This is a genomic window from Streptomyces sp. JHA26, assembly GCF_002005565.1.
Lineage (GTDB): Bacteria > Actinomycetota > Actinomycetes > Streptomycetales > Streptomycetaceae > Streptomyces.
Genome location: NZ_BDJC01000009.1, coordinates 13,354 through 34,088 on the forward strand (window position 1 = coordinate 13,354; position 20,735 = coordinate 34,088).

At 74.0% G+C, this 20,735-nt stretch carries 23 protein-coding genes; 14 read left to right on the forward strand and 9 right to left on the reverse strand.

Going from position 1 to position 20,735, the window contains the following annotated elements; all coding sequences use genetic code 11:
- Positions 1-93: 93 nt before the first annotated feature.
- Positions 94-705, reverse strand: coding sequence for a hypothetical protein (locus JHAT_RS07760; protein WP_077797304.1), 612 nt, complete (start codon positions 703-705; stop codon positions 94-96).
- Between the two features lie 261 nt (positions 706-966).
- On the reverse strand, positions 967-1,188 hold the full coding sequence (locus tag JHAT_RS34320) for a hypothetical protein (RefSeq protein WP_077797305.1): 222 nt from the start codon (positions 1,186-1,188) through the stop codon (positions 967-969).
- Between the two features lie 562 nt (positions 1,189-1,750).
- On the opposite strand from JHAT_RS34320, the gene JHAT_RS33790 reads away from it, so the two are divergent.
- Both JHAT_RS33790 and JHAT_RS07775 read left to right on the forward strand, forming a co-directional pair.
- Entirely contained in the window at positions 1,751-1,981 is a 231-nt protein-coding gene (locus JHAT_RS33790) for a hypothetical protein (protein WP_107481863.1), read from the forward strand.
- A 340-nt stretch (positions 1,982-2,321) separates the two neighbouring features.
- Positions 2,322-3,302 (forward strand): RICIN domain-containing protein, encoded by a 981-nt coding sequence (locus tag JHAT_RS07775; protein WP_253195439.1) that lies wholly within the window; start codon positions 2,322-2,324, stop codon positions 3,300-3,302.
- A 116-nt stretch (positions 3,303-3,418) separates the two neighbouring features.
- Here JHAT_RS07775 and JHAT_RS07780 read toward each other — a convergent pair whose 3' ends face one another.
- From JHAT_RS07780 to JHAT_RS07790, 3 genes are all read right to left on the reverse strand, one after another.
- A complete protein-coding gene (locus JHAT_RS07780; protein ID WP_077797308.1) occupies positions 3,419-3,715 on the reverse strand; it encodes a non-oxidative hydroxyarylic acid decarboxylases subunit D in 297 nt (98 codons plus the stop codon).
- A 50-nt stretch (positions 3,716-3,765) separates the two neighbouring features.
- Positions 3,766-5,196 carry a non-oxidative hydroxyarylic acid decarboxylases subunit C gene (locus tag JHAT_RS07785; protein ID WP_077797309.1) on the reverse strand — a complete coding sequence of 477 codons (1,431 nt, stop codon included), beginning with the start codon at positions 5,194-5,196 and terminating at the stop codon, positions 3,766-3,768.
- A gap of 65 nt (positions 5,197-5,261) precedes the next feature.
- Positions 5,262-5,852: a non-oxidative hydroxyarylic acid decarboxylases subunit B gene (locus JHAT_RS07790; RefSeq protein WP_077797310.1), complete on the reverse strand. Its 591-nt coding sequence runs from the start codon at positions 5,850-5,852 to the stop codon at positions 5,262-5,264.
- A 97-nt stretch (positions 5,853-5,949) separates the two neighbouring features.
- Between JHAT_RS07790 and JHAT_RS07795 the strand changes: the two genes are divergently transcribed.
- The 3 genes from JHAT_RS07795 (at position 5,950) to JHAT_RS07805 (ending at position 7,712) form a co-directional block, all read left to right on the forward strand.
- The gene (locus JHAT_RS07795; RefSeq protein ID WP_077797311.1) at positions 5,950-6,849 is read left to right on the forward strand and encodes an AraC family transcriptional regulator; all 900 of its coding nucleotides are present in this window, start codon (positions 5,950-5,952) and stop codon (positions 6,847-6,849) included.
- Between the two features lie 71 nt (positions 6,850-6,920).
- Positions 6,921-7,331, forward strand: coding sequence for a hypothetical protein (locus tag JHAT_RS07800; RefSeq protein ID WP_077797312.1), 411 nt, complete (start codon positions 6,921-6,923; stop codon positions 7,329-7,331).
- A 138-nt stretch (positions 7,332-7,469) separates the two neighbouring features.
- Positions 7,470-7,712, forward strand: a complete 243-nt coding sequence (locus JHAT_RS07805; protein WP_216353427.1) for a hypothetical protein — start codon at positions 7,470-7,472, stop codon at positions 7,710-7,712.
- A gap of 126 nt (positions 7,713-7,838) precedes the next feature.
- Here JHAT_RS07805 and JHAT_RS07810 read toward each other — a convergent pair whose 3' ends face one another.
- A complete protein-coding gene (locus JHAT_RS07810) occupies positions 7,839-8,726 on the reverse strand; it encodes a LysR family transcriptional regulator (RefSeq protein ID WP_077797314.1) in 888 nt (295 codons plus the stop codon).
- Between the two features lie 155 nt (positions 8,727-8,881).
- Here JHAT_RS07810 and JHAT_RS07815 point away from each other — a divergent pair, with 155 nt between their 5' ends.
- From JHAT_RS07815 to JHAT_RS07835, 4 genes are all read left to right on the forward strand, one after another.
- Positions 8,882-9,271, forward strand: a complete 390-nt coding sequence (locus tag JHAT_RS07815) for a VOC family protein (RefSeq protein WP_077797315.1) — start codon at positions 8,882-8,884, stop codon at positions 9,269-9,271.
- A 317-nt stretch (positions 9,272-9,588) separates the two neighbouring features.
- Complete coding sequence (locus JHAT_RS07825) at positions 9,589-10,380, forward strand: alpha/beta fold hydrolase (protein WP_077797317.1); 792 nt, start codon at positions 9,589-9,591, stop codon at positions 10,378-10,380.
- 76 nt (positions 10,381-10,456) lie between these two features.
- Entirely contained in the window at positions 10,457-11,218 is a 762-nt protein-coding gene (locus JHAT_RS07830) for a ZIP family metal transporter (protein ID WP_077797318.1), read from the forward strand.
- Between the two features lie 167 nt (positions 11,219-11,385).
- Positions 11,386-11,802 (forward strand): PGPGW domain-containing protein, encoded by a 417-nt coding sequence (locus tag JHAT_RS07835; protein ID WP_077797319.1) that lies wholly within the window; start codon positions 11,386-11,388, stop codon positions 11,800-11,802.
- Positions 11,803-11,872: 70 nt separating this feature from the next.
- Here the strand turns inward: JHAT_RS07835 and JHAT_RS07840 are convergent, their stop codons facing one another.
- Positions 11,873-12,295 (reverse strand): DUF3291 domain-containing protein, encoded by a 423-nt coding sequence (locus tag JHAT_RS07840; protein ID WP_077797320.1) that lies wholly within the window; start codon positions 12,293-12,295, stop codon positions 11,873-11,875.
- Positions 12,296-12,488: 193 nt separating this feature from the next.
- Between JHAT_RS07840 and JHAT_RS07845 the strand changes: the two genes are divergently transcribed.
- Entirely contained in the window at positions 12,489-13,058 is a 570-nt protein-coding gene (locus tag JHAT_RS07845; protein ID WP_077797321.1) for a TetR/AcrR family transcriptional regulator, read from the forward strand.
- An 87-nt stretch (positions 13,059-13,145) separates the two neighbouring features.
- Complete coding sequence (locus JHAT_RS07850) at positions 13,146-14,324, forward strand: GDSL-type esterase/lipase family protein (protein WP_077797322.1); 1,179 nt, start codon at positions 13,146-13,148, stop codon at positions 14,322-14,324.
- 90 nt (positions 14,325-14,414) lie between these two features.
- Here JHAT_RS07850 and JHAT_RS07855 read toward each other — a convergent pair whose 3' ends face one another.
- Positions 14,415-15,623, reverse strand: a complete 1,209-nt coding sequence (locus JHAT_RS07855) for a Cmx/CmrA family chloramphenicol efflux MFS transporter (protein ID WP_077797440.1) — start codon at positions 15,621-15,623, stop codon at positions 14,415-14,417.
- Positions 15,624-15,897: 274 nt separating this feature from the next.
- Here JHAT_RS07855 and JHAT_RS07860 point away from each other — a divergent pair, with 274 nt between their 5' ends.
- Together JHAT_RS07860 and JHAT_RS07865 are read left to right on the forward strand one after the other, a co-directional pair.
- On the forward strand, positions 15,898-17,979 hold the full coding sequence (locus tag JHAT_RS07860) for a SpoIIE family protein phosphatase (RefSeq protein WP_077797323.1): 2,082 nt from the start codon (positions 15,898-15,900) through the stop codon (positions 17,977-17,979).
- 216 nt (positions 17,980-18,195) lie between these two features.
- On the forward strand, positions 18,196-18,867 hold the full coding sequence (locus JHAT_RS07865; protein ID WP_077797324.1) for a CBS domain-containing protein: 672 nt from the start codon (positions 18,196-18,198) through the stop codon (positions 18,865-18,867).
- Positions 18,868-18,888: 21 nt separating this feature from the next.
- On the opposite strand, the gene JHAT_RS07870 is transcribed toward JHAT_RS07865, so the two are convergent.
- Positions 18,889-19,497, reverse strand: a complete 609-nt coding sequence (locus JHAT_RS07870; protein WP_077797325.1) for a DUF998 domain-containing protein — start codon at positions 19,495-19,497, stop codon at positions 18,889-18,891.
- Positions 19,498-19,754: 257 nt separating this feature from the next.
- On the opposite strand from JHAT_RS07870, the gene JHAT_RS07875 reads away from it, so the two are divergent.
- Complete coding sequence (locus JHAT_RS07875) at positions 19,755-20,567, forward strand: SAM-dependent methyltransferase (RefSeq protein WP_077797326.1); 813 nt, start codon at positions 19,755-19,757, stop codon at positions 20,565-20,567.
- Positions 20,568-20,735: the final 168 nt, after the last annotated feature.

The following is a 20,735-nucleotide window of genomic DNA, read 5'->3' on the forward strand; positions in this document are numbered from 1 at the left end:
TGTCGGCAGTGTCGCGGGAGGCCGGTGGAGACCTCGTGCGGGCACTGTCGCTCCCCAGTTCGTCGTACAGGCGGTCGGACGTATGTCTACGGCTCACCGGAGGTCGATCAGCCGGTGCAAGGGGGTTCCGTACGCCCACCGTCTCAGCAGGGTGCCGTCCATCAGGCGGGTGTCCCCGCTCGCCCGTGCCCACCGGACGTCGCGGGGGGTGAACGTGCCGCGGTGCACGACCAGCAGGAGCCGCGGCGGGCGGTCGCCGCGGGGTGCCCGGGTGAGCGGCGGGTCCTCGTCCGGGAGCGGCTCGGCGACGGGACGGAACGCGACCTCCAGCCGGTGCCCGCGGTCGCGGCGGGCCCGCACCCGCGGCCGGACGCCGTCGTCGGCGGCCCGCCGTACGGTCCAGCCGTCCCGGCGGAGCATGCGGCACACCGCCAGCGCGAGGCCGTCGACGTCCAACTCCGCGATCTCCTGCGGCGTGTAGTACCCGCGACGGCGCCGGGCCAGGGGCCGACGCCGGCCGACGACCACCGCCACGACGACCGCCGCGGGGGCGAACACGGCCGGCAGGGCCACCGGGCCGTGGAAGCGGTAGGCCACGACGAGGCCGGTGAACGCGCCGCACGCCGTGAGGACCGTCCCGATCAGTGCGGGCAGCACCTCGCGCAACTCGGGTCCGTACGTCCCCTGGGCCCTCAGCAGGCGCACCGCCCTCCGCCGCCGAGCCCTCCTCGACTCCTGTCCACCGGTTCCCGGACGGCACCGTGTCACCGTGCCAGCTCCCCCCAGGCCTTCGCACACGCGAGTGGACGAGACATACCCGTGGTGGGAGGGGGCATCCCCACGGGGGGCGGCTTTCGGACAGATCCCACCGACGAACACGGCCGGGTGCGGCCCGGGAGGCGCAACGGCCGGCCGCTCCAGCGAGCGCCCTGTCGGCGGGCGGGAGACGGTGAGGACTATGAGCCGTCACCGACGCCCGCCCCGAAGGGCCCCGTGGATCGCGGGCGGCGCCGCCGTGCTCGTCCTCAGCGGCGTCGGTGTGTGGGCGTGGGTGACGCAGGACGGCGGCACGCCGGAACCGTCGCCGTCGGCCTCGGCCGACCTCTCCCTGCCGACGCTGGCGCCGCTGCCGTCCCTGACGTCGACGCCCGAGACGTCGAGCACGGCGCGGCCGCGGCCGTCCCGCACGACGGGTCCTGCCCCGACGACGCCGGTCGGCCCCCGGCCGCCGGCGCCGCCGAGTGAGCGGCCGTCACGTCCCCGGAGCACCGCCGCCCCGACGGCCGCGCGGACGCCCGGAGGAGCGATACCCCCTGCCTCTCCGGCGCCTTCGCGGTCCGGAACGGCCCCGCGACGGGAACCGACGCCATCAGGTCCCCGGGCCACCACCACCCCGACGGCCGTGCGGCCGCCCGGAGCGGTGCCCCCCGCCTCCGCGGCGCCCTCGCGGTCCGGGACCGCTCCGCGGCCGAAGCCGACGACGTCGCGTCCCCGGAGCGCCGCCGCCACCCCGACGACCGGGCGAACACCGAAGGCCACCCCTCACACCCCCGCGCCGCCGTCCTCCCGGACGAAGACGCCGCTCAAACCCTCCGCACCACCCACCCGGACCAAGTCCGCCCCCAGGCCCCCCACACCACCCGCCCGAACCAAAGCCGCCCCCAGCCCCTCCGCACCACCACCCGCCCGGCGTACGGCGGCACCGCGGCCGGAGCCCACACCGTCCGGAGCACCGGTCACCCGCGCACCGGTGCCGAAGCACACTCCCTCCGCGACGCCGGGCGACGGTGGAGCGGCGGTCACGACGTGGTACACGTCCCCGGCCGCGGTGGCCGCCGCCCGGCGGATGGCCGCCGCGGGAGTGGTGGGCGACCCCGCCTGCGCCATGGCCGCCGTCGGACGACCGGACCCGGCCCTGCTCCCCCGGACCGGTCGCGTCGGCATCGGGCAGAGCGGTGACTACACCTGCCTCGTCGCCTGAGGCCGGTTGCCGGCACCGGCCCGGCCCACTCCCCCTGCGTCTGTGCCCCGCGGCGGGCCGGTTCGTGCCCGCTGGTGGGGCGGAACTCGGCCGCCCCACCAGCGTCCCCCGTCCCCCCTGTACATGCGGTCGGTGGCCGGTACGGCCCGCTCCCCCACGGGCCTCGGGTGTCACAGAGACTGCCGCCGGCCGGTGGGCCGGGGCAACCGTCGACGGCTGTCCCGGACGGCGGACGCCTGTCCGGGCTGGTCAGGGGCGGGTCCGCCGCGTGTCCCGGACAGCCGGACATGGCGGAACATGCCATTGCCCCTTCCGTCGTCGACGCAGCAGGATGACCTCCATGGGGAACCTGGGGGAGCTGTCGCCGTACGAAGCGAAGGACGCCGCGGGCTTTGTGGAGTCGATGCGGCAGCTCAAGGCGCTTTCCGGGCGGACGTATCGCGAGCTGGAGGAGCGGGCCGCCCGGAACGGCGACGTGCTGGCGCGCAGCACGCTGGCCGACATCCTCAGACGGACGAACCTGCCGCGGCCCGATCTGCTGGCCGCGTTCGTCCGCGCCTGCGGGGACGAACGGCGGGTCGGTGCGTGGCTGGACGCGAGGGACCGGATCGCCGCCGGCGTCACCGCCGGGTCCGCGACGGCGCCGGATCCCGGGCCCGACGGCGGGAACGTCGCGGACGAGGTCCCACCGCGGACCGCGGAACCCACGGCCGGGGAACCCATGGCCGGGGAACCCGCGGCCCCTCGGCCTCGCCGGAGCAGGGGACGCACGGCCGCGCTCGTCGCCGCGCTCGTGCTCCCGCTGCTCGCCATAGCCGCCTGGGGACTGCTCCCCCACGGCTCCGACGGCCCGGGCACGGCTTCGGGGGCCGTCCCCGACGGCTGGGTCACCGTCCGCCCCGTGCGCACGCCCGACCTGTGTCTGACCGACGGGCGGGACCGGAAGGGCGCCTACGCCAGCGCCGTCGCCGTCCAGCTCCCCTGCGCGCGGAGCACCGTGCCGCGCACGTATCTCGAGCCGGTCGGCGAGGACCTCTACCGCATCCAGTGGCACCACCCGGAGGAAGGAAAGGGCTGCCTGACGGTGATGGGTCCCGGTCCGGTGAGGGGCATGCTCGAGCCCCGGAACGACTGCACCCACGCGACCCTCTTCCGTCTGGAGGCCGGCCCCGCCGGAGGCACCGAGGGCGTCCGGATCCGTCCGGTCACCGGCAGCCGGTGCATCGGCATCGCCGACGACCTCACCACCGAGGGCGCGGAGGCGATCGAGGAACGCTGCACCGGCGGGGCGGACCAGCGGTTCCTCGTCCGGGCGGACTGACGTCGGGAGGACGGTGCCGATGCCGCCGTCGGCGTGGACGGCGGCGACGGCGTCCTGCGGGTGCGCGACCCGGAACGGACGCCCCGGGTGAGGGGCGGCTGCTGCCCGCGCGCGGCCTACTGCGACCTGGTCGCCCCGGCCGCCTCCGGACCGGACGCCTGCTCCGTGCCCTCACGGGGGTCGGGGGCGAGCAGGGGCGGGACGGCCGGGACCTCGACGGCGTTCGCCATGTCCTCGGGGGTCAGCCGGAACGCCTCCGGGTAGGCGTCGCGCCGCGTGCGCCGGTCCGGTTCGCTGGTCCGCCAGGTGTAGAGGCAGCGCCCGCACTGCAGGACGTCCCAGACGCCGGGGACGGGCGAGGAGTGCAGGGTCCTGAGGCTCTCGTGGGCACAGCGGGGGCAGCAGTCGGTCATGGGGTGCCTTCCTTGATGCGGGGGCGGTCGGTCGGTGTCGGAGGCGGGCGTCAGCCGCGGGCCTCGGACAGCAGGCGCTGGAGCCTGGCCGCCCAGTCCTTCGCCTCGGGGAGGTCCTTGGTGGGCGTGGAGAAGTTGCCGCGCGTGTCGGGGTGCACGGGCGTGGTGGCGTCGATGATCATCTTGCTGGTCAGGCCCGCCGGCTGGGCGGCGGGGGCCAGTTCCACCACGGAGAGGTTGGGCAGGACGACGACGTCGTCGGCCGGGTTGACCTTCGACGACATCGCCCACATGACCTGCGGCAGGTCGAACGGGTCCACGTCCTCGTCGACGACGATGACCGTGGTGATGTAGCCGAGGCCGTGCGGGGTCGTCATGGCGCGCATGGCCACGGCCTTGGCGAACCCGCCGTACCGCTTCCTGGTGGAGATCACGGCCAGCAGGCCGTGCGTGTACATGGCGTTGACGGCCTGGACCTCGGGGAACTCGGCGCGCAGCTGCTTCAGCAGCGGGACGCAGGTGTTGGGGCCCACGAGGTGGTCGCACTCGGTCCACGGCATGCCCAGGTAGAGGGACTCGAAGACCGGGTTCGTGCGGTAGGAGACGCGGTCGATGCGGACCACGGGCATGCGGCGGCCGCCGGAGTAGTGCCCGGTGAACTCGCCGAAGGGGCCTTCGATCTGGCGCTTGCGGCTCTCGATGACGCCTTCGATGACGACCTCGGAGCCCCAGGGCACGTCGAAGCCGGTGAGGGGGGCGGTGGCGATCGGGGCGGGCGCGCCGCGCAGGGCGCCGGCCATCTCGTACTCGCTCTGGTCGTATCCCATGGGCATCCCGGCCACGATCGCCATCACCGGGTCGTTGCCGAGGGTGATGGCGATGGGGAGGTCCTCACCCTTCTCCTCGGCCTTGCGCAGGTGGATCGCGACGTCGTGCACCGGGACGGGCTGTATCGCGAGCCGGTTGCGGTCGACGACCTGGAGGCGGTAGGTCCCGACGTTCTGCTTGCCGAAGTGGCCGGGGTCCTCGAGGTCGCGGGAGACCACGGCGGCCTTGTCGAGGTAGAAGCCGCCGTCGCCGTCGTTGAGGCGGAACAGGGGGAGCACCGAGAAGAGGTCGACGTCGTCGCCCTCCTGCGTGTTCTCCCGCCACGGCGCGTCCTCGCGCCGCTCGGGGGCGACCGGGAAGGCGTCCCAGCGCCGGGCGAACTCCTCCACCTGTTCCTTGACCGGGGTGTGCTTGGGCAGGCCGAGGGCGAGGGCGTGGTTGGCCCAGGAGCCGTGGACGTTCAGGGCGATGCGGGCGTCGGTGAAGCCCTTGACGTTGTCGAACCACAGGGCGGGTGCGCCGTCGCCGATGCGTCCGGCGGCGTTGGCCGCCGCGGCCAGGTCGGGTTCGGGCAGGACTTCTTCGGTGATGCGCAGCAGCTGGCCTTCCTTCTCCAGCGTGCTGAGGAAACCGCGCAGGTCGTCATAAGCCATGGGTACTCCGTGGAAGCCGAACGTCAGGGGGTGGGGAGGCGGGGCGGTGGCCCCGGGGACGGGGGTCAGGAAGCCGGTCGCAGCAGGCGGGCGGCGCGCATGCCCTCCCACCTCTTGGCGGCGGGGGCGGGCAGGTCGAACTGGTCGAGGACCCGGGCCACGACGTGGTCGACGATGTCGTCCACCGACCGCGGGTGGTTGTAGAAGGCGGGCACGGGCGGCACCATCTGCACGCCCATCCGGGAGAGCGCGAGCATGTTCTCCAGGTGGATCTCGCTCAGCGGTGTCTCGCGCGGGACGAGGACGAGCCTGCGGCGCTCCTTGAGCATCACGTCGGCGGCACGTCCGACCAGGCTGTCGGCGTATCCGGCGCGGATCCCGGCGAGGGTCTTCATCGAGCACGGCACGATCACCATGCCGTCGGTGCGGAACGAACCGGAGGAGATGGTGGCGCCCTGGTCCTCCGGCCGGTGCACGACGTCGGCCAGGTCGCCGACCTCGTCCACGGACAGGCCCGTCTCCAGCTCGATCGTCGTCCGCGCCCACCGGCTGAGGACCAGGTGGGTCTCGACGTCCGGCAGCTGGGCCAGCACCTGGAGGAACCGGACACCGAACACCGCGCCCGTGGCTCCCGTCATCCCCACGACCAGTCTCATACCGGGTTTCCCTCTCGCGTGCACCGCGCTGATCTGCGCCTACGTCCTCACGCTAGGAGCCCGGTCGGGGGGTGCGGCGGTACACTCGGGACTCGGCATGGGGAGAAACGGACAGGTTGCGCAGCGGTCGGTCATCCGGGACCTGGCCCTGCGGCGTACGGCCGGTTCCCCGCCGGGACTGGAGCTGGTCGAGCTGGCGGGCCTGGCCGAGCGCGCCCGCCGGCACGGCAACGACCCGTACGCCTCGCTGCGCCCCGCCTTCCACCAGCTCGTCACCGTGCGGCCGGGCAGCCGCCTGACGGTCTCGGTGGACTTCACCCGGTACGAACTGTCCGGCGGCGCCTGGCTGTGGATCCGCCCGGGGCAGGTGCAACGCTGGGGCACGGACCTGGTGGAGGCCGAGGGGCTGGTGGTCGCGTTCCCCCCGGGTTTCCCCGACACGGAGACAGCCGCCGCCTCGGTCGCCGACGTGGCGTCGGCCCGGGCCCCCCTCACACCGGACGCGTCGGACGCGGAGGGTCTGCGCCGGGCGCTGGAGCACCTGCGGTACGAGTACGAGGCCATGGCCGAGCTGCCCCTGGAGTCCCACGTGCAGGTGCTGCGGCATCTGCTGGCGGTGCTGGTGGTGCGCCTGGCGAGGGCGTACGGGTCCGAGCCCGGCAGGCCGGTCCCGAACGAGACGTTCCGCCGTTTCCGCGCGGCCGTGGAGCGCGACTTCGCGGTCACCCGCCGGGTGGAGGACTACGCGGCGGCGCTGGGCTACAGCCGTCGCACGCTCACCCGGGCCGCGGAGGCCGTCACCGGCATGCCGGCGAAGCGCTACATCGACGAACGCGTGGTGCTGGAGGCCAAACGGGAGCTGGCCCACGGTCCGCTGACCGTCGCCGCCGTCGCCGCGCGCCTGGGTTTCGCCGACGCCAGCGACTTCACCAAGTTCTTCCGGCAGCGGGCGGGCACGACGCCGACGGCCTTCCGCAGGACGGCTCGCGGCGCCTGACCGAAGGGCCTGCGGCGTCCGGCGGCGGTGTCGCGGGGGCGAAACACCTCTGGGCGTGGGGGACGTGCGCGATGGTCGCCCTGGGCGGGGCACTGCTCGGTCTGCTGTTCCGCGGCGGGTCCGCGCCCTCCGCCCTCCCGCGCGTCCCGCGCCTCGCGCACAGGAAGAAGGAGGAGGCGGCCCGGGCGCTCGGCCGGAATCCGGTGGCCCGCCACGGTGAGCCGATGGCCTCCACCGACATGGGCAACGTGTCCCACGTCGTGCCCTCGATCCATCCCTGCATCGGGTACGACACCGGGGGCGCCCTCCAGCACACCGAGGACTTCGCCCGCCACGGGACCGGTGCGGATGCCGACCGCGCCGTCCTGGACGGTGCGATCGCCCTGGCCCGGGTCGCGGTGGACCTGGCCACCGATCCCGTGCAGCGGGATCGCTTCCTCCACGGCGTGGCCCGTCGTCGGACGGCTGCCTCGCCGGGGTGACCCGGGGCCCGGACGGCGCGGCAGGGCGACGCGGTTCCCGCGCTCGCCCTGCCGCGCGGCGACTCGGACACGTACGGCGGTGACGACGGGGCATACGGGATCCCGAGCATGGAACGTCGCCGACCAGTGGGAGCCCTCGTGCCACCGATCCTGCGCACCGCCCGCGCGTGCAGCGCAGTCGCCGTCCTGCTTCTCGGGTGCGCCGGTTACGCGGCCGCGTACCATCCCTGGCTGGCCCTGCCCGGCCTGTTCGGCACGGCCGTCCTCGCCTGCTGTGCCGCCGACGCCCGTGCGGAGCACCGGCGTCGGATCGCCCGGGCGCGGCGGGCCGAGCGGCTCGCCCGGCCTCGTCCGGAAGGGCCGCTCGCCGCGCCGGCGTGACACCGGCCGCGACCGGGCGTCCGGTGCGTCCCTCACGGTGTGCCGGCTTCGGACGGTCCCCGGGCCGGTACGCCGGCGTCGAGGCGCACGACCGGTGGTCCGGGCGTCCTTCGCGGCCGGGGCCCGCTACGGCTCGGTCCGGGCCGCGCGTACACCGAGCAGGGAGAGGAAGGCGGAGGCCGCGGGGGACGGGGGTACGCGTCTCCAGACGAGGTGTTCCACCCGTACCGGTCCCCCGGTGACGGCCACGCGGCGCAGCCCGTGCAGCTCGGTGGTGAACGCCTCGGGCAGCAGGGCGATGCCCAGCCCGTGGCGGACCATCCGCACCATCAGCTCGACCCCGGACACCTCGAAGGTGACCTCGCGGCGCAGGCCGGCCGCCGCGAACGCCCGGTCCGACTGGGCGCGGGCCGCGCTGCCCTCGGCGAAGTCCACGAACGCCTCACCGGCGAGGAGGTGGAGGTCCACCTCGTCCTGCGCGGCCAAGGGGTGGTCCGGTGCGACCACGGCGACGTGCCGGTCGTGGGCGAGTTCCTCGTCGTGGACGCCCTCCAGCCGGAATCCCGGCTGTACGCCGAGGAAGGCCGCGTCGAGCGTGCCCTCGCGCACCTGCTCGACGAGGCGCTCGCTGGAGCCCGCGCGGAGGCTGATCCGCACCTGGGGATGGCGCCGCCGGTAGTCGCGGAGCAGTGCGGGGAGATCGACGGCGGCGACCGTGGGGATCGACCCGACGGTGAGTCTGCCCCGTACCTCGCCGGTGGCCGCCGCCACCTCCGCCCGGGCCCGCTCCGCCGCTTCCAGGGCCTGGCGGGCGGCCGGCAGGAACGCCTCTCCGGCGGTGGTCAGCCGCACCCGGCGGCTGGTCCGCTCGAACAGCCGGGCGCCCAGTTCCTTCTCCAGCCGGGCCACTTGGTGGCTGAGCGCGGACTGGACGATGTGGCACCGTTCGGCGGCACGGGTGAAGCTGGCGGTCTCCGCGACCGCGAGGACGTAGCGCATCTGCTGGAGGTCCATCCGTGGATCGTGAAGCACGATGGATCGGATGACAAACATGCGTTGGACCGCTGGATGCCCGTCCGGCCATGCTGGTTCCGGGCCGGAGGACAGCCGCACCGGCCCCTCGCAGCCCCCTCGGCGCCCCGGGCGCCTTCACCTGTGGAGACACACCCATGCGCGTGATCGCCTTCGACCACCTCGTCCTGAACGTCGCCGACGTCGAGCGTTCGCTCGCCTTCTACACCGGTCCTCTGGGCCTGGAGCCCGTACGGGTCGAGGAGTGGCGGGCCGGCAGGGCGCCCTTCCCCTCCGTGCGGGTGAGCCCCACCACCATCATCGATCTCGTCGAGGCGCCCGCCGGCGGCCCGCGGGGCTCGAACGTCGACCACATCTGTCTGGTGGTCGAGCCCCTCGACTGGCAACAGGTCGTCGACTCGGGTGTGTTCACCGTGCTGGACGGCCCCGGCGAGCGCTTCGGGGCCCGGGGCACCGCCGTCTCCCTCTACGTGGAGGACCCCGACGGCAACACCGTGGAACTGCGCTGGTACCCGCAGAACCCCTGAGTCCCCCTTCTCCGCCACGCGTTCCACGACCCGGGCACGGCCCCGCTGCGGCGGGTCCCCGGGCGACGGCCCGTGCCCGACGTGTCCGGGCCGGAGGAGAGCACCCCCTGTGAAGAGCCGTCCGGCCGGCGTCCTCGTCGACGACCGGGCCGAGGCCCTGCGCTTTTGCACCGACGTCGACGGCACCTGCGCGCACCTGGTCCGGATCGCGTCGCGGGCGCGGTGGGCGGTCCGGCTCCGGCACGCTGTTGCGGGCGTCGGGGCCGCGGCGGAGACTGGCCGCGCGGGGACCGCCGTCCGGAGAGGGCCGGGACACGATGGGTGACTACGCGGACCTTCCTGGGGTCAGGACCTGGTACGAGACCGAGGGGACCGGCGATCCGCTGGTCCTGCTGCACGGCGGTTTCTGCACCAACGACACGTGGGGTGCGCAGCGCGCCGACCTCGCCGCCGCGTACCGCCTCTTCCTGCCCGAGCGGCGGGCGCACGGACACACCCCCGACGTCGACGGACCGCTCACCTACCGGGACATGGCCGACGACACGGTGGACTTCCTCGAGACGGTCGTGCGGGGCGCGGCCCACCTGGTCGGCTGGAGCGACGGGGGCGTCGTCGCCCTGCTCGTCGCCGTCGCACGGCCCGACCTGGTGCGCAAGGTCGTGCTGATCGGGGCCAACTTCCGTCCCGGCCCCGAGTGTTTCGCCGATCCGGCGATGCTCGACGCGATGACGCCGGACAGCGCCGATCTCGCGTTCTTCCGCGAGCTGTACGAGGCCGTCGCGCCGGACGGCGCGGATCACTGGCCGGTGGTCGCCGCGAAGCTGACCGACATGTGGCGCACCCAGCCGGCGCTCACCGCCGAGGACCTGGGCCGCGTCCGGGCCCCCGCCCTGGTCCTCGTCGGCGACGACGACCTGATGACGCTGGAGCACACGACCGCCCTGTACCGCGCGATCCCCGACTCGCGGCTGGCCGTCGTCCCCGGGGCCTCCCACCTGGTCCCGCTGGAGAAGCCCGCCCTCGTCAACCGGCTGATCCTCGACCACCTGGCACAGGACGCGGTCGAGACGATGATGCCCGTCCGGCGCGCGCCGTCCCCGGGGCCCTGACGCGCGTCCGTGGCGACGTCCGGGGCGGTGCGCGGGACGACGGCATCGTCGAGGTGGAGCCGGGTACCGGCAGGGGATGACCGAAGTGGTGCAGGCGGGATGGTGGGGGCTGCTGGCGGGCTCGGCGCTGCTGCTGGGGGCGGCGGTCGGCTACGGGGTGCGGGTGCCGCAGAAGGTGATCGCCACGGTGATGGCGTTCGGCGCGGGGGTGCTGATCTCCGCGGTCTCCTTCGAGCTGGTCGGTGAGGCGTACGACCGGGCCGGGCTGGCTCCGGCCGCGATCGGGACGATCCTCGGCGCGGGGGCCTACACGGCCGGCAACCTCTGGCTGGCCCGCCGCGGCGCCCGGCACCGCAAACGCTCCGGTCACCACACGGGGCACACGCAGCCGTCCGAGGCCCAGCAGGGCGGCTCCGGACTGGCGCTGGCGCTCGGGGCGCTGCTGGACGGGGTCCCGGAGTCGGCCGTGATCGGGGTGAGCCTGCTCGACGGCGGCGCGGTCAGTCTGGTGACCGTGGCGGCCGTCTTCATCAGCAACGTGCCGGAGGGGCTGTCGAGTTCCGCGGGGATGAGGAGGGCCGGCCGGGGCAAGGGGTACGTCTTCGGTGTGTGGGGTGCGATCGCCGCCGCCAGCACCGTGTCCGCCGTCCTCGGCTACACCGTCGTCGGAGCCTTCTCCCCGGCGGTGATCGCCGCCGTCACGGCGGTGGCGGCCGGGGCGATCCTCGCCATGATCGCCGACACGATGATCCCGGAGGCCTTCGAGGACGCCCACCTGGCCATCGGGCTGGTCACGGTGAGCGGTTTCCTCGTCTCGTTCGCCCTGTCCCACGCCTGAACCGGGGCGGTCGCACGGCGGCGGGACCCGGCCGGTGCCGCCGAAGGGGCATGGTTTCCCGCCGTACCGGGAACAGGGGCGCGGTGGCATCGACCGCACGGGGACGCGGGCGCCGCGGGACCGGCCGAACGGGGCCGTCCGTGCCGGCCCCGGGAGAGTGGGACGACATGACGCGAAGCGTCGAATCGGTCCGGCGAGCGGCGCTGGGTGTTCTCGGCGCGGTGCTGGTGGTGGTCGGTGTGGCTCTGCTGGTGCTGCCCGGGCCGGGGCTGCTGCTCGTGTTCGCCGGTGTGGTGCTGCTGGCCCGCGCCGTACCGGCACTGGACCGGTTCGTCGCTCCCGTCCGCAGCCGGGCGATGCGGGCCACCGAGGAGAGCGTCTCCTCGCCGTGGCGCATCGCCGGCGCGGTCCTGGCGGGGCTGTGCCTCATCGGCGCGGGCCTGGTGTGGGGTCTGGTCCCCCGGGTCCCGTTCGCCGGTTGGGGCACGGGGGCGAGCCTGATCGTCTCGGGTCTCGTCCTCTTCGCCCTCCTCGTCTGGAGCTACCGCCGCGTCCGGGCCGCCCGCGACGCCCCTGGACGGTGACGATGGCGGACTTCCTTTCCTCTCCTCCGTGACGACCGGCTGCGCGCGCCGGAATCATCGCCGGCGCCGGTCACGCGACGGAGGCGTCACCCGCCGCGTCGACGCGCGCCTGCTCGGCCAGACGCCGCCTGGCGTCGTCCCAGGAGAGGGGGAGCCCGCCGGTGTCGGCCTCCCAGAAGGTGAAGGTGGAGTCGCGCATGGTCGAGCGCAGGGACGTCATGATGCCGCGGTGCGGCTCGGTCCTCGCATAGGCGTACAGGGCGTCGCGGTCCTCCCAGGCGGACAGGGTCCAGAAGACCCGCTCGAACGGCTGGGCGATCAGGGAGGCCCCGTAGGCGCCGGGGGCGGTGCGGACCTGGCGCCAGGCGGCCAGGGAGCGCAGGAAGAGCCGGGGCACGTCCTTGAGGGACCGCACTTCGAAGCGGGACGCCATGACGAACGCCGTGCCGTCCGGCGGGGGCGGGTTCGGGACGGTCCAGGGCAGTGTGGGCACCGTACTCTCGCCTCCAAGATTGGTGAGTGGCACTCTCCACAGTAGACAGTGCCGCTATCCAAGGGCCAGTGGATTCACGCACCCGGCCGGCCGGATCCCCGCGGCACCCGGAGAACACGCCCGAACCCTTAAGGCATTTGCCTATAGGCATTAGGGAACTGCATCATGGCTGTCGCCGAACGGGAGGAAGACCATGGTTCGAGCGGGGCTGACCCCGGAGCGCCTGACCCGGGCGGGCGCGGAGCTGGCCGACGAGGTCGGCTTCGACCAGGTGACCGTCTCGGCGCTCGCCCGGCGTTTCGACGTCAAGGTCGCGAGTCTGTACTCGCACCTGAAGAACTCCCAGGACCTCAAGACCAGGATCGCCCTGTTCGCTCTGGAGGAACTCGCCGACCGGGCCGCCGCCGCGCTGGCCGGCCGGGCCGGCCGGGACGCCCTGGCCGCCTTCGCGGACGCCTACCGCGACTACGCCCGGGAGCACCCCGGCCGTTACGCCGCCGCGCGCCTCAGGCTCGACCCCGAGACCGCGGCCGCCGGCGCCGGCGTCCGGCACGCGCAGATGACCCGGGCGATCCTGCGCGGGTACGACCTGACCGAACCGGACCAGACGCACGCGGTCCGGATGCTGGGCAGCGTCTTCCACGGCTACGTCAGCCTGGAGACGGCCGGAGGCTTCAGCCACACGGCCGTCGACCCGCAGGAGTCCTGGGAATGGGTCCTGGACTCCCTCGACGCGATGCTGCGGAACCGGGCCACCGCCTGACCGGTCCGGGGCCGCAGGGCCGACCACGCACCGCCGGTCGCACACCGGCACGTCCGCTCCCCGTGGAAACACCGACAGGCCGAGGCGATGAGCACCGAAGACAACTGGGTCACCACACCCGTGACCGCGGACCTCCTGCGGGGTTTCCTCGACGTGGAACCGACCGCGCACGGCCTGCTGCCGCACCGCCTGCCCGCCCGGGCCCGCCGGCAGATCCCCGACGACCTGCTGGCCACGGCCGAGGCCCAGCCCTCCGGCGTGCGGCTGGTCTTCCGCACCCGGGCCACCACCGTCGAGCTGCTCACGCTGCCCACCAAGCGGGTCTACCGGGGCCTCCCGGCCCCGGCGGACGGCGTGTACGACCTGCTGGTCGACGGCCGCCTCGCCGCCCAGGCCACCGTGGCCGGCGGCAACGTCCGCACGGTCGTCGACATGGTCACCCAGCGCGCCGAACTGAGCGAGGGGCCGCCCGGCACCGCCCGGTTCACCGGTCTGCCGGCACGTGACAAGCACGTCGAGATCTGGCTCCCGCACACGGAGATCACCGAGCTGATCACGCTGCGCAGCGACGCACCGGTCGAGGCGGCGCCGGACAGCGGGCGCCGGGTGTGGCTGCACCACGGCAGTTCCATCAGCCACGGCTCGAACGCCGCCCACCCCACCGCCGTCTGGCCGGCCCTGGCCGCGAGCCGGGGCGGGGTGGAGCTGGTCAACCTGGGCTTCGGCGGCAGCGCGCTGCTGGACCCGTTCACCGCCCGTGCCATGCGGGACGCCCCCGCCGACCTGATCAGCGTCAAGGTCGGGATCAACATCGTCAACGCCGACGTGATGCGCCTGCGCGCGTTCGTCCCCGCGGTGCACGGCTTCCTCGACACCGTCCGCGAGGGCCATCCGTCCACACCGCTGCTGGTCGTGTCGCCCCTCCTGTGTCCGATCCAGGAGGACACCCCCGGCCCGCTCGCCCCCGACTTCGAGGGCGGGACGGTACGGTTCAGGGCCACGGGTGACCCCGCCGAGCGCGCCGCCGGGCGCCTGACGCTCGCCGTCGTCCGCGACGCCCTCGCCCGGATCGTCGGACAGCGGGCCGCCGACGACCCGCACCTGCACTACCTCGACGGCCGTGACCTGTACGGCGAGAAGGACTACGCGGAGTTCCCGCTGCCGGACGAGATCCACCCCGATCCCGCCGGGCACCGCCGCATCGGCGAGAACTTCGCGCGGCTCGTGTTCGCGGACGGCGGCCCTTTCTCCGTCACGGCCGGCTGACCGCACCACGTCCGCGCGGCCGGCGGCCCGGCCCCGGCGGCGCGCCCGCCCGCACCCCGCGGCGCGCGGACCCGTCCGTGCGGCCGGCCGTCACACCCGCTGGGCGTGGTCCGCGCCCGCGGGTGCCGTGGCGAGGCTCCCCGTCACGACGCGGGAACGGCTGTGCAGACGCAGCGAGACGGCGACGAGACCGATCGCGACCGCCGTCATCGCCGCACCGGCCCAGGCCGTGGAGGCGAAGCCGAGGCCCGCGTCGATCACCGTGCCGCCGAGCCAGGGGCCGCCGGTGTTGCCGAGGTTGAACGCGGCGGTCGTCGTCGCGCCGGCGAGCGTGGGCGCGGCGCCCGCCACGTTGAACATGCGGGCGTTGAGCGCCGGGGCGGTGTAGAACGCGGAGACGCCCAGCAGGAACGACAGGGTGATCGCGGCGGCGGGGCCGGAGGCGAACAGGGCCAGAGCGGCCAGCAGCACGGTCGAGGCGGCCGTGCCGGAGAGCAGCACGCCGAACAGGTGGGCGTCGGCGACCCGTCCGCCGATCGTCGTGCCGACCAGCGCGCCGATGCCGAACAGCGCCAGCACGGTCGGCACCCAGCCGTCCGCCAGGCCGGCCACGTCGGTGAGCAGCGGCGCGAGGTAGGAGAAGGCGCAGAACACGCCGCCCGCCGCGAGGGCGGTCACCACGATGGAGAGCCACACCTGACGGTCACGGTAGATCGCCAGTTCGCCCTTGAGCCGGGGCCGCTGCTCGGGCAGCGGGATGCGGGGGATCCTCGTCACCACTCCGACGAGGGCGACCGCGGACGCCGCGCCCACGGCCCAGAACGCGGACCGCCATCCCAGGTGCTCGCCGAGGAACGCGCCCACCGGGACACCGAGGACGTTCGCGATCGACAGCCCGCCGATCATCACCGCCATCGCACGGGCCCGCGACGTCTGCGGCACCATCGCGATGGCCACGGCCGCGCCCACCGCCCAGAAGCCCGCGCACGCCAGGGCGCTGACGACGCGCGAGACGAAGAGGACCTCGTACGTCGGTGCCAGTGCGCCCGCGACCTGGCCGAGGCCGAAGACCGAGATCAGGGCGACCAGGGTGATCTTCCGCGGCAGCCGCAGCGTCGCGACCGCGAGCAGGGGGGCGCCGACCACCATGCCGATCGCGAACGCCGATATCAGCAGTCCCGCCCGGGGGATGGACACGTCCATGTCGTCGGCGATGGGCGGCAGCAGCCCGGAGAGCATGAACTCACTGGTACCGAGGGCGAAGACGGACAGGCCGAGGATGTAGACGGCGAGTGGCATGCGGGGCACGGCGGGCCGCGTGGAGGAGTCGGGCATGACCGGTGCCAACGAAGGTTTTCCTCCTGTCATTCCCTCGTATCCCCTCGTCTCATGATGCGGTCGGCCCTCCGGCCGTCGCGACGGCCGCAGCGCCTGCGTCACGGGCGGCTCCACCCGCGGACGCGCGTCGCGGACCGCGGGCGCGCAGAATGGGAGCAGGACATGCCGGCTCGGTGGCGTTCGGCCGCCTCAGGACGGGGCGCACCGATGCGACGCGACCTGCCGGGAGGCAGCCATGGAGCACTCCGGGGGCCGACGCGGTGATCCCTCCGCGCGAGGTGACCGGCGGGCCGCCGCGCACGTGGCCCTCGCCGTCAACGGCATGGGCAGTTTCACCTGGGACGTGCCCAGCGGGGTGATGCACTACGACGATGCCGCCCTCGCCGTGATGGGCTTCCGTCCGGGCGAGTTCGACGGCCGGCTGAGCACGCTCGGTGAACGCATGGTCCCGGCGGAGCTGCCCGCGGTGCAGGCGCGCGTGGAGCGGGCCCTGCGGGAGCGGTCGGGGTTCAGTCTGTACTTCCGCGTCCGGCATCCCAGCGGCTGGCTGCGCTGGACGCACACCCAGGGGCACGTCGTCTGCGACGCCCAGCGGCGTCCCCTCCAGGTCATCGGCATCGTGCGGGACGCCAGCCACGAGCTGCGGGCCATCGACCAGACCGAGCAGCTGCGGCAGGCCAGGCAGGACCGGCGCCGGCAGGCCGACATCGTCGCTCACATCAGTGACGCGCTCATGCCCACGGTCACGGTGGACGACGTCGCGGACGCCCTCACCTCGGCCCGGCTGCTGGAACGGCTGGGCGCCTCGAGCATCGTCCTGGGGCTGGTCGACGACGGCCGGATGGAGCTGATCGGCTCGAACGGTCTGAGCCGGCGGCTCGTCCGGGACTTCCACCTGTCCCGGCTGGACCAGCCGCTGCCGCTCACGGAGGCGGTGCGCACCCGCGAGCCCGTCTTCATCACCGACCGCGACGAGCTGACCGAACGCTACCCGGCGCTGCTGCCGTATCTGAAGATGTTCTCCAGGGCGACGGCCGCCATGTACCAGCCGTTGATCGCGCACGACACCCCGATCGGCGCCCTCGGCCTCACCTTCGACGGCAAGGGATCGTTCACGCAGGACGAGCGGACGGTCCTGAACGCCCTGGGCAAGGTGGTCGCCCAGTCGTTGCAGCGGGCCCTGCTGTACGACAGGGAGCACGAGCTGGCCGCCGGGCTGCAGACCGCGATGCTTCCCGGCCACATGCCGCCGACTCCCGGGCTGGTCACCGCCACCCGTTACCGTCCGGCGAGCGCCCGCGGCGGGATCGGCGGCGACTGGTACGACGCGCTCACGCTTCCGGACGGCCGGATCGTCGCCGTCGTCGGCGACGTGCAGGGTCACGACGTGACGGCCGCCGCCGTGATGGGCCAGCTGCGCATCGCCCTGCGGGCCTACGCGGCCGAGGGGCACCCCCCGACGACGGTCGTCGCGCGGGCCTCCGCCTTCCTCACCGAGCTGGACACCGACCGTTTCGCCACCTGCCTGCTCGTGCAGATCGACCCGCGCACCGGACGCACCGTGATCGTCCGTGCCGGTCACCTGGGACCCGTGCTGCGGGGTCCGGACGGCACCTGCACGTGGCTGGACGTCCCCGGCGGCCTTCCGCTCGGTCTGTCGTCCCCGAGGTCGCAGCCCGTCCACCCCGCCGCCGAGATGGTGCTGGGCGCCGGTTCCACGCTCCTGCTGTGCACGGACGGGCTCGTCGAGTCGCGCGCCGCCGACATCGACGAGGGCCGCGACAGGCTGCTCGACGCCCTCGTCGCGGGGCCCGTGGAACCGGAGGGCCTCGCCGACCACGTACTGGACTCCATGAGCGCCTACACGGGGAAGGAGGACGACGTGGCGTTGCTGGTCATCCGGCGCAACCGCCGCGCGTCCGAGGTCACCGAGCGGCTGGAGGTCGCCATCAGGTCGGTCGACCCCGACTCGCTGCACACGGCCCGGCTGGCCCTGCGCAAGGCGCTGACCGACTGGTCGCTGGGCCCGCTCTCGGAGACGGCGGAGCTGCTCGCCTGCGAACTGGCCACCAACGCCCTGCTGCACGCCCGGGGCGACGCGACCCTCACGGTCTCGCCGGTGCCCGGCCGGGGGCCCGCCGTGCGGCTGGCCGTCACCGACACGTCGCCGGTCTCGCCGCGGCGCCGGGCCGCGACCGAGCGTTCGACGTCCGGCCGCGGGCTGATGCTGATCGAGGAACTGGCGTCCGCCTGGGGGGTCGAGTCGCGGGGCACCGGCAAGTCGGTGTGGTGCGAAGTGACACTGCCGCCGCCCTGACCGGCCGCGTCGGGCCGGACTGTGCCGTCCGGGCCGACAGGTGTTCACGGCGGGGGCGGCCGGGCCACCGGCGCTTCTCGGGAACCGACCGTCCCGGCCGCCGCCCGTGTGCGCTGTCGGCGGACCGGGGCACGCTCGTGGCTCGCGGGGCGTTCCAGGTGGTGAGAAGGTCGGATGCCGGTCGACGCGGTCCGGCAGCGGAGAGGAAGTCCGGTGATGAAGCACCAGAGGGTGGGCGATGTGATGAGCGACGCCGTGGTCCGTGTGCAGGGCGGAACACCGTTCAAGGAGATCGCCCACCTGCTGCAGGACTACGACATCACCGCGGTGCCCGTCGTGGACGCGGCGGACCGGCCCGTCGGGGTGGTGTCGGAGGCGGACCTCCTGGAGAAGATGTGGGGCGCGGAGCCGGACGGGTCCGCGGCGCACGGGGCGGGGACCGCGCCCGTCGGGGCCAAGGCCTCCGCCACCGACGCGGCGGGGCTGATGACGTCACCCGCCGTCTGCGCGCGCGAGGACTGGAGCGTCGTCGAGGCCGCCCGCGTGATGGCGCGGCACGGCATCAAGCGACTCCTGGTGGTCGACGAGGACGGGCGGCTGATCGGGGTGGTCAGCAGGAGTGACCTGCTGCGGGTCTTCCTGCGCAAGGACCGGGCGATCCGGACCGAGATCATCGAGGAGGCCCTGGTGAAGACGCTCCGCCTGCCGCCCTCCTCCGTGCAGGTGGACGTGACGCACGGACACGTCGTCCTGAGCGGCGGACTCCCCCGGCACGTGTCCGTCTCCGTGCTGGAGGAACTCTGCCGGCGTGTCGACGGCGTGGTCGCCGTGGAGTTCCGGCCGGCGGGAGAGACCGACGGCGACGGCCATGCGTCCGCCGGTCCCTGAGCGGGGCGAGGGGTCGCCTTCCTACCCGTCCCGCCCGGCCCGTCCGTCTCCCGCGGCGCGCGACAGGCAGGCCGTGACGACCACGAAGGGCCACAGGGACTGCGCGAACGTCACCATGCGCTCGACGAGACCGGCCGCGCCGTACCGTGCCATCTCGAACAGGAACCAGGCGCCGCCGGCGCCCATCAGGACGGTCGCCGCGATCGCGGGCCCGGGTCTCAGGGCCCAGGGGGCGCCCCCGTCGCCGTCGATGGCCAGGACCGGCCAGACGGCCAGCAGCGTGAATCCGACCACGGCCACCGCGCCGTGACGCAACGACCCCCCGCTGCTCGGCGCCGGCAGCAGCACCACCGCGAACGCGGCCAGCCCTCCCCCGCCGAGCGCCAGCCGGCCGGCGGTCGAGGCGGGTCGCAGTCCCCACGCGGTCAGCAGATGACAGAGCCCCAGCGCGAGGAACGCCCCGTTCATCACCCAGAACCCCGAGGCACCGTAGGACCCCAGGACGCTGATCGTCTGGGTCAGGGGGTCGTAGGCGGGACCCGTCAGCGACCCCGCGCTCGTCCACCCGCCGACCAGCAGGAGGGGCGCGCCCCCGGACGTGAACAGGGCCCACCTGGGAACGGTTCGCATCGAACCACCCTAGAACGGTCACCCGTGCCGCCCGGGCACCGCGCGCCCCACTCGCCGACCCGGCCGGGCAGGCGGGCGCAGTGTCCGGGCGGCGGGCTCCTGCACATCGAACGTACGAACGGGCACTCCCTCTCGTCCGCCTCCGCGTCGCGGGCCCCGCCGCTGCGCGATGTGCGAACAGCCGTACCAGGAGGGAACATCGAGACGTAGGTTGTGAGGGAACAGTTCACGCCTCGGCCGAGAGACGGACCCTCCTCATGAGCGACCCCGCGACGACGCCCGGACCCGCGCATCAGAAGATCGACACCTCGGTGCCGCACTCGGCCCGCATCTGGAACTACTGGCTGGGCGGCAAGGACAACTACCCCGTCGACGAGCAGGCCGGTGACGCCTACACGGCCGTCTTCCCCGGCATCGTCACCATCGCCCGCAGCAGCCGCGCCTTCCTGCGCCGCACCATCACGTACCTGGTCGCCGAGGCCGGCATCCGGCAGTTCCTGGACGTCGGGACCGGTCTGCCCACCGCGGACAACACCCACGAGGTCGCCCAGCGGATCGCCCCGGAGACCCGGATCGTCTACGTCGACAACGACCCGATGGTCCTGGCGCACGCGCGTGCGCTGCTCACCTCCACCCCCGAGGGGGAGACCGCCTACATCGACGCGGACGTGCTCGATCCGGACCGCATCCTGGCGGCGGCCGCCGCCACGCTGGACTTCGACCGGCCCGTCGCGCTCGTCCTGAGCAACATCCTCGGCCACGTCCCCGACCACGACGTCGCACGCTCCGTCGTCACCCGGCTGATGGACGCGCTGCCCTCGGGCAGCTATCTGTCCGTCAACGACGGTTCTCGGGGCATCGACCCGGACTTCGAGCAGGCGCAGGACGCCTACAACGAGAGCGGCGCCGCGCCGTACGTGCTGCGCACGGTGGAGGAGATCACGGCGTTCTTCGACGGCCTGGAACTCGTGGAGCCCGGGGTCGTGCCGGTCCCCCTGTGGCGCCCGGAGGCCACCTCCCCCGCTCCCGTCCCCATCGGTGAACACGGCGGCCTCGCCCGCAAGCCCTGACCTCCCCGACGGGAGCGACCACCTGCCGGTCGCCGCCAGGGTCGCCCTCCGACCGGGCACACGCGAGAACCCCCGCCCCCGGGGATCCGGGGACGGGGGTTCGGCATGGAGCGCCGGGCAGGCCTTGCACCTGCATTTCCCCGCAGGAAGCGGGACGTCTTGCCTTAG

Excerpts from the sequence above, each read along its gene's own strand:
- JHAT_RS07830 (WP_077797318.1), top strand. The coding sequence starts at position 10,457 with ATGACCGAAGTGGTGCAGGCGGGATGGTGGGGGCTGCTGGCGGGCTCG.
- JHAT_RS07795 (WP_077797311.1), top strand. The coding sequence starts at position 5,950 with ATGGGGAGAAACGGACAGGTTGCGCAGCGGTCGGTCATCCGGGACCTG.
- JHAT_RS07780 (WP_077797308.1), bottom strand. The coding sequence starts at position 3,715 with ATGACCGACTGCTGCCCCCGCTGTGCCCACGAGAGCCTCAGGACCCTG.
- JHAT_RS07860 (WP_077797323.1), top strand. The coding sequence starts at position 15,898 with ATGGAGCACTCCGGGGGCCGACGCGGTGATCCCTCCGCGCGAGGTGAC.
- JHAT_RS07835 (WP_077797319.1), top strand. The coding sequence starts at position 11,386 with ATGACGCGAAGCGTCGAATCGGTCCGGCGAGCGGCGCTGGGTGTTCTC.
- JHAT_RS07875 (WP_077797326.1), top strand. The coding sequence starts at position 19,755 with ATGAGCGACCCCGCGACGACGCCCGGACCCGCGCATCAGAAGATCGAC.
- JHAT_RS07870 (WP_077797325.1), bottom strand. The coding sequence starts at position 19,497 with ATGCGAACCGTTCCCAGGTGGGCCCTGTTCACGTCCGGGGGCGCGCCC.
- JHAT_RS07865 (WP_077797324.1), top strand. The coding sequence starts at position 18,196 with ATGAAGCACCAGAGGGTGGGCGATGTGATGAGCGACGCCGTGGTCCGT.
- JHAT_RS07825 (WP_077797317.1), top strand. The coding sequence starts at position 9,589 with ATGGGTGACTACGCGGACCTTCCTGGGGTCAGGACCTGGTACGAGACC.
- JHAT_RS07810 (WP_077797314.1), bottom strand. The coding sequence starts at position 8,726 with ATGGACCTCCAGCAGATGCGCTACGTCCTCGCGGTCGCGGAGACCGCC.
- JHAT_RS07855 (WP_077797440.1), bottom strand. The coding sequence starts at position 15,623 with ATGCCACTCGCCGTCTACATCCTCGGCCTGTCCGTCTTCGCCCTCGGT.
- JHAT_RS07815 (WP_077797315.1), top strand. The coding sequence starts at position 8,882 with ATGCGCGTGATCGCCTTCGACCACCTCGTCCTGAACGTCGCCGACGTC.
- JHAT_RS07775 (WP_253195439.1), top strand. The coding sequence starts at position 2,322 with ATGGGGAACCTGGGGGAGCTGTCGCCGTACGAAGCGAAGGACGCCGCG.
- JHAT_RS07785 (WP_077797309.1), bottom strand. The coding sequence starts at position 5,196 with ATGGCTTATGACGACCTGCGCGGTTTCCTCAGCACGCTGGAGAAGGAA.
- JHAT_RS07845 (WP_077797321.1), top strand. The coding sequence starts at position 12,489 with ATGGTTCGAGCGGGGCTGACCCCGGAGCGCCTGACCCGGGCGGGCGCG.
- JHAT_RS07790 (WP_077797310.1), bottom strand. The coding sequence starts at position 5,852 with ATGAGACTGGTCGTGGGGATGACGGGAGCCACGGGCGCGGTGTTCGGT.
- JHAT_RS07800 (WP_077797312.1), top strand. The coding sequence starts at position 6,921 with ATGGTCGCCCTGGGCGGGGCACTGCTCGGTCTGCTGTTCCGCGGCGGG.
- JHAT_RS07850 (WP_077797322.1), top strand. The coding sequence starts at position 13,146 with ATGAGCACCGAAGACAACTGGGTCACCACACCCGTGACCGCGGACCTC.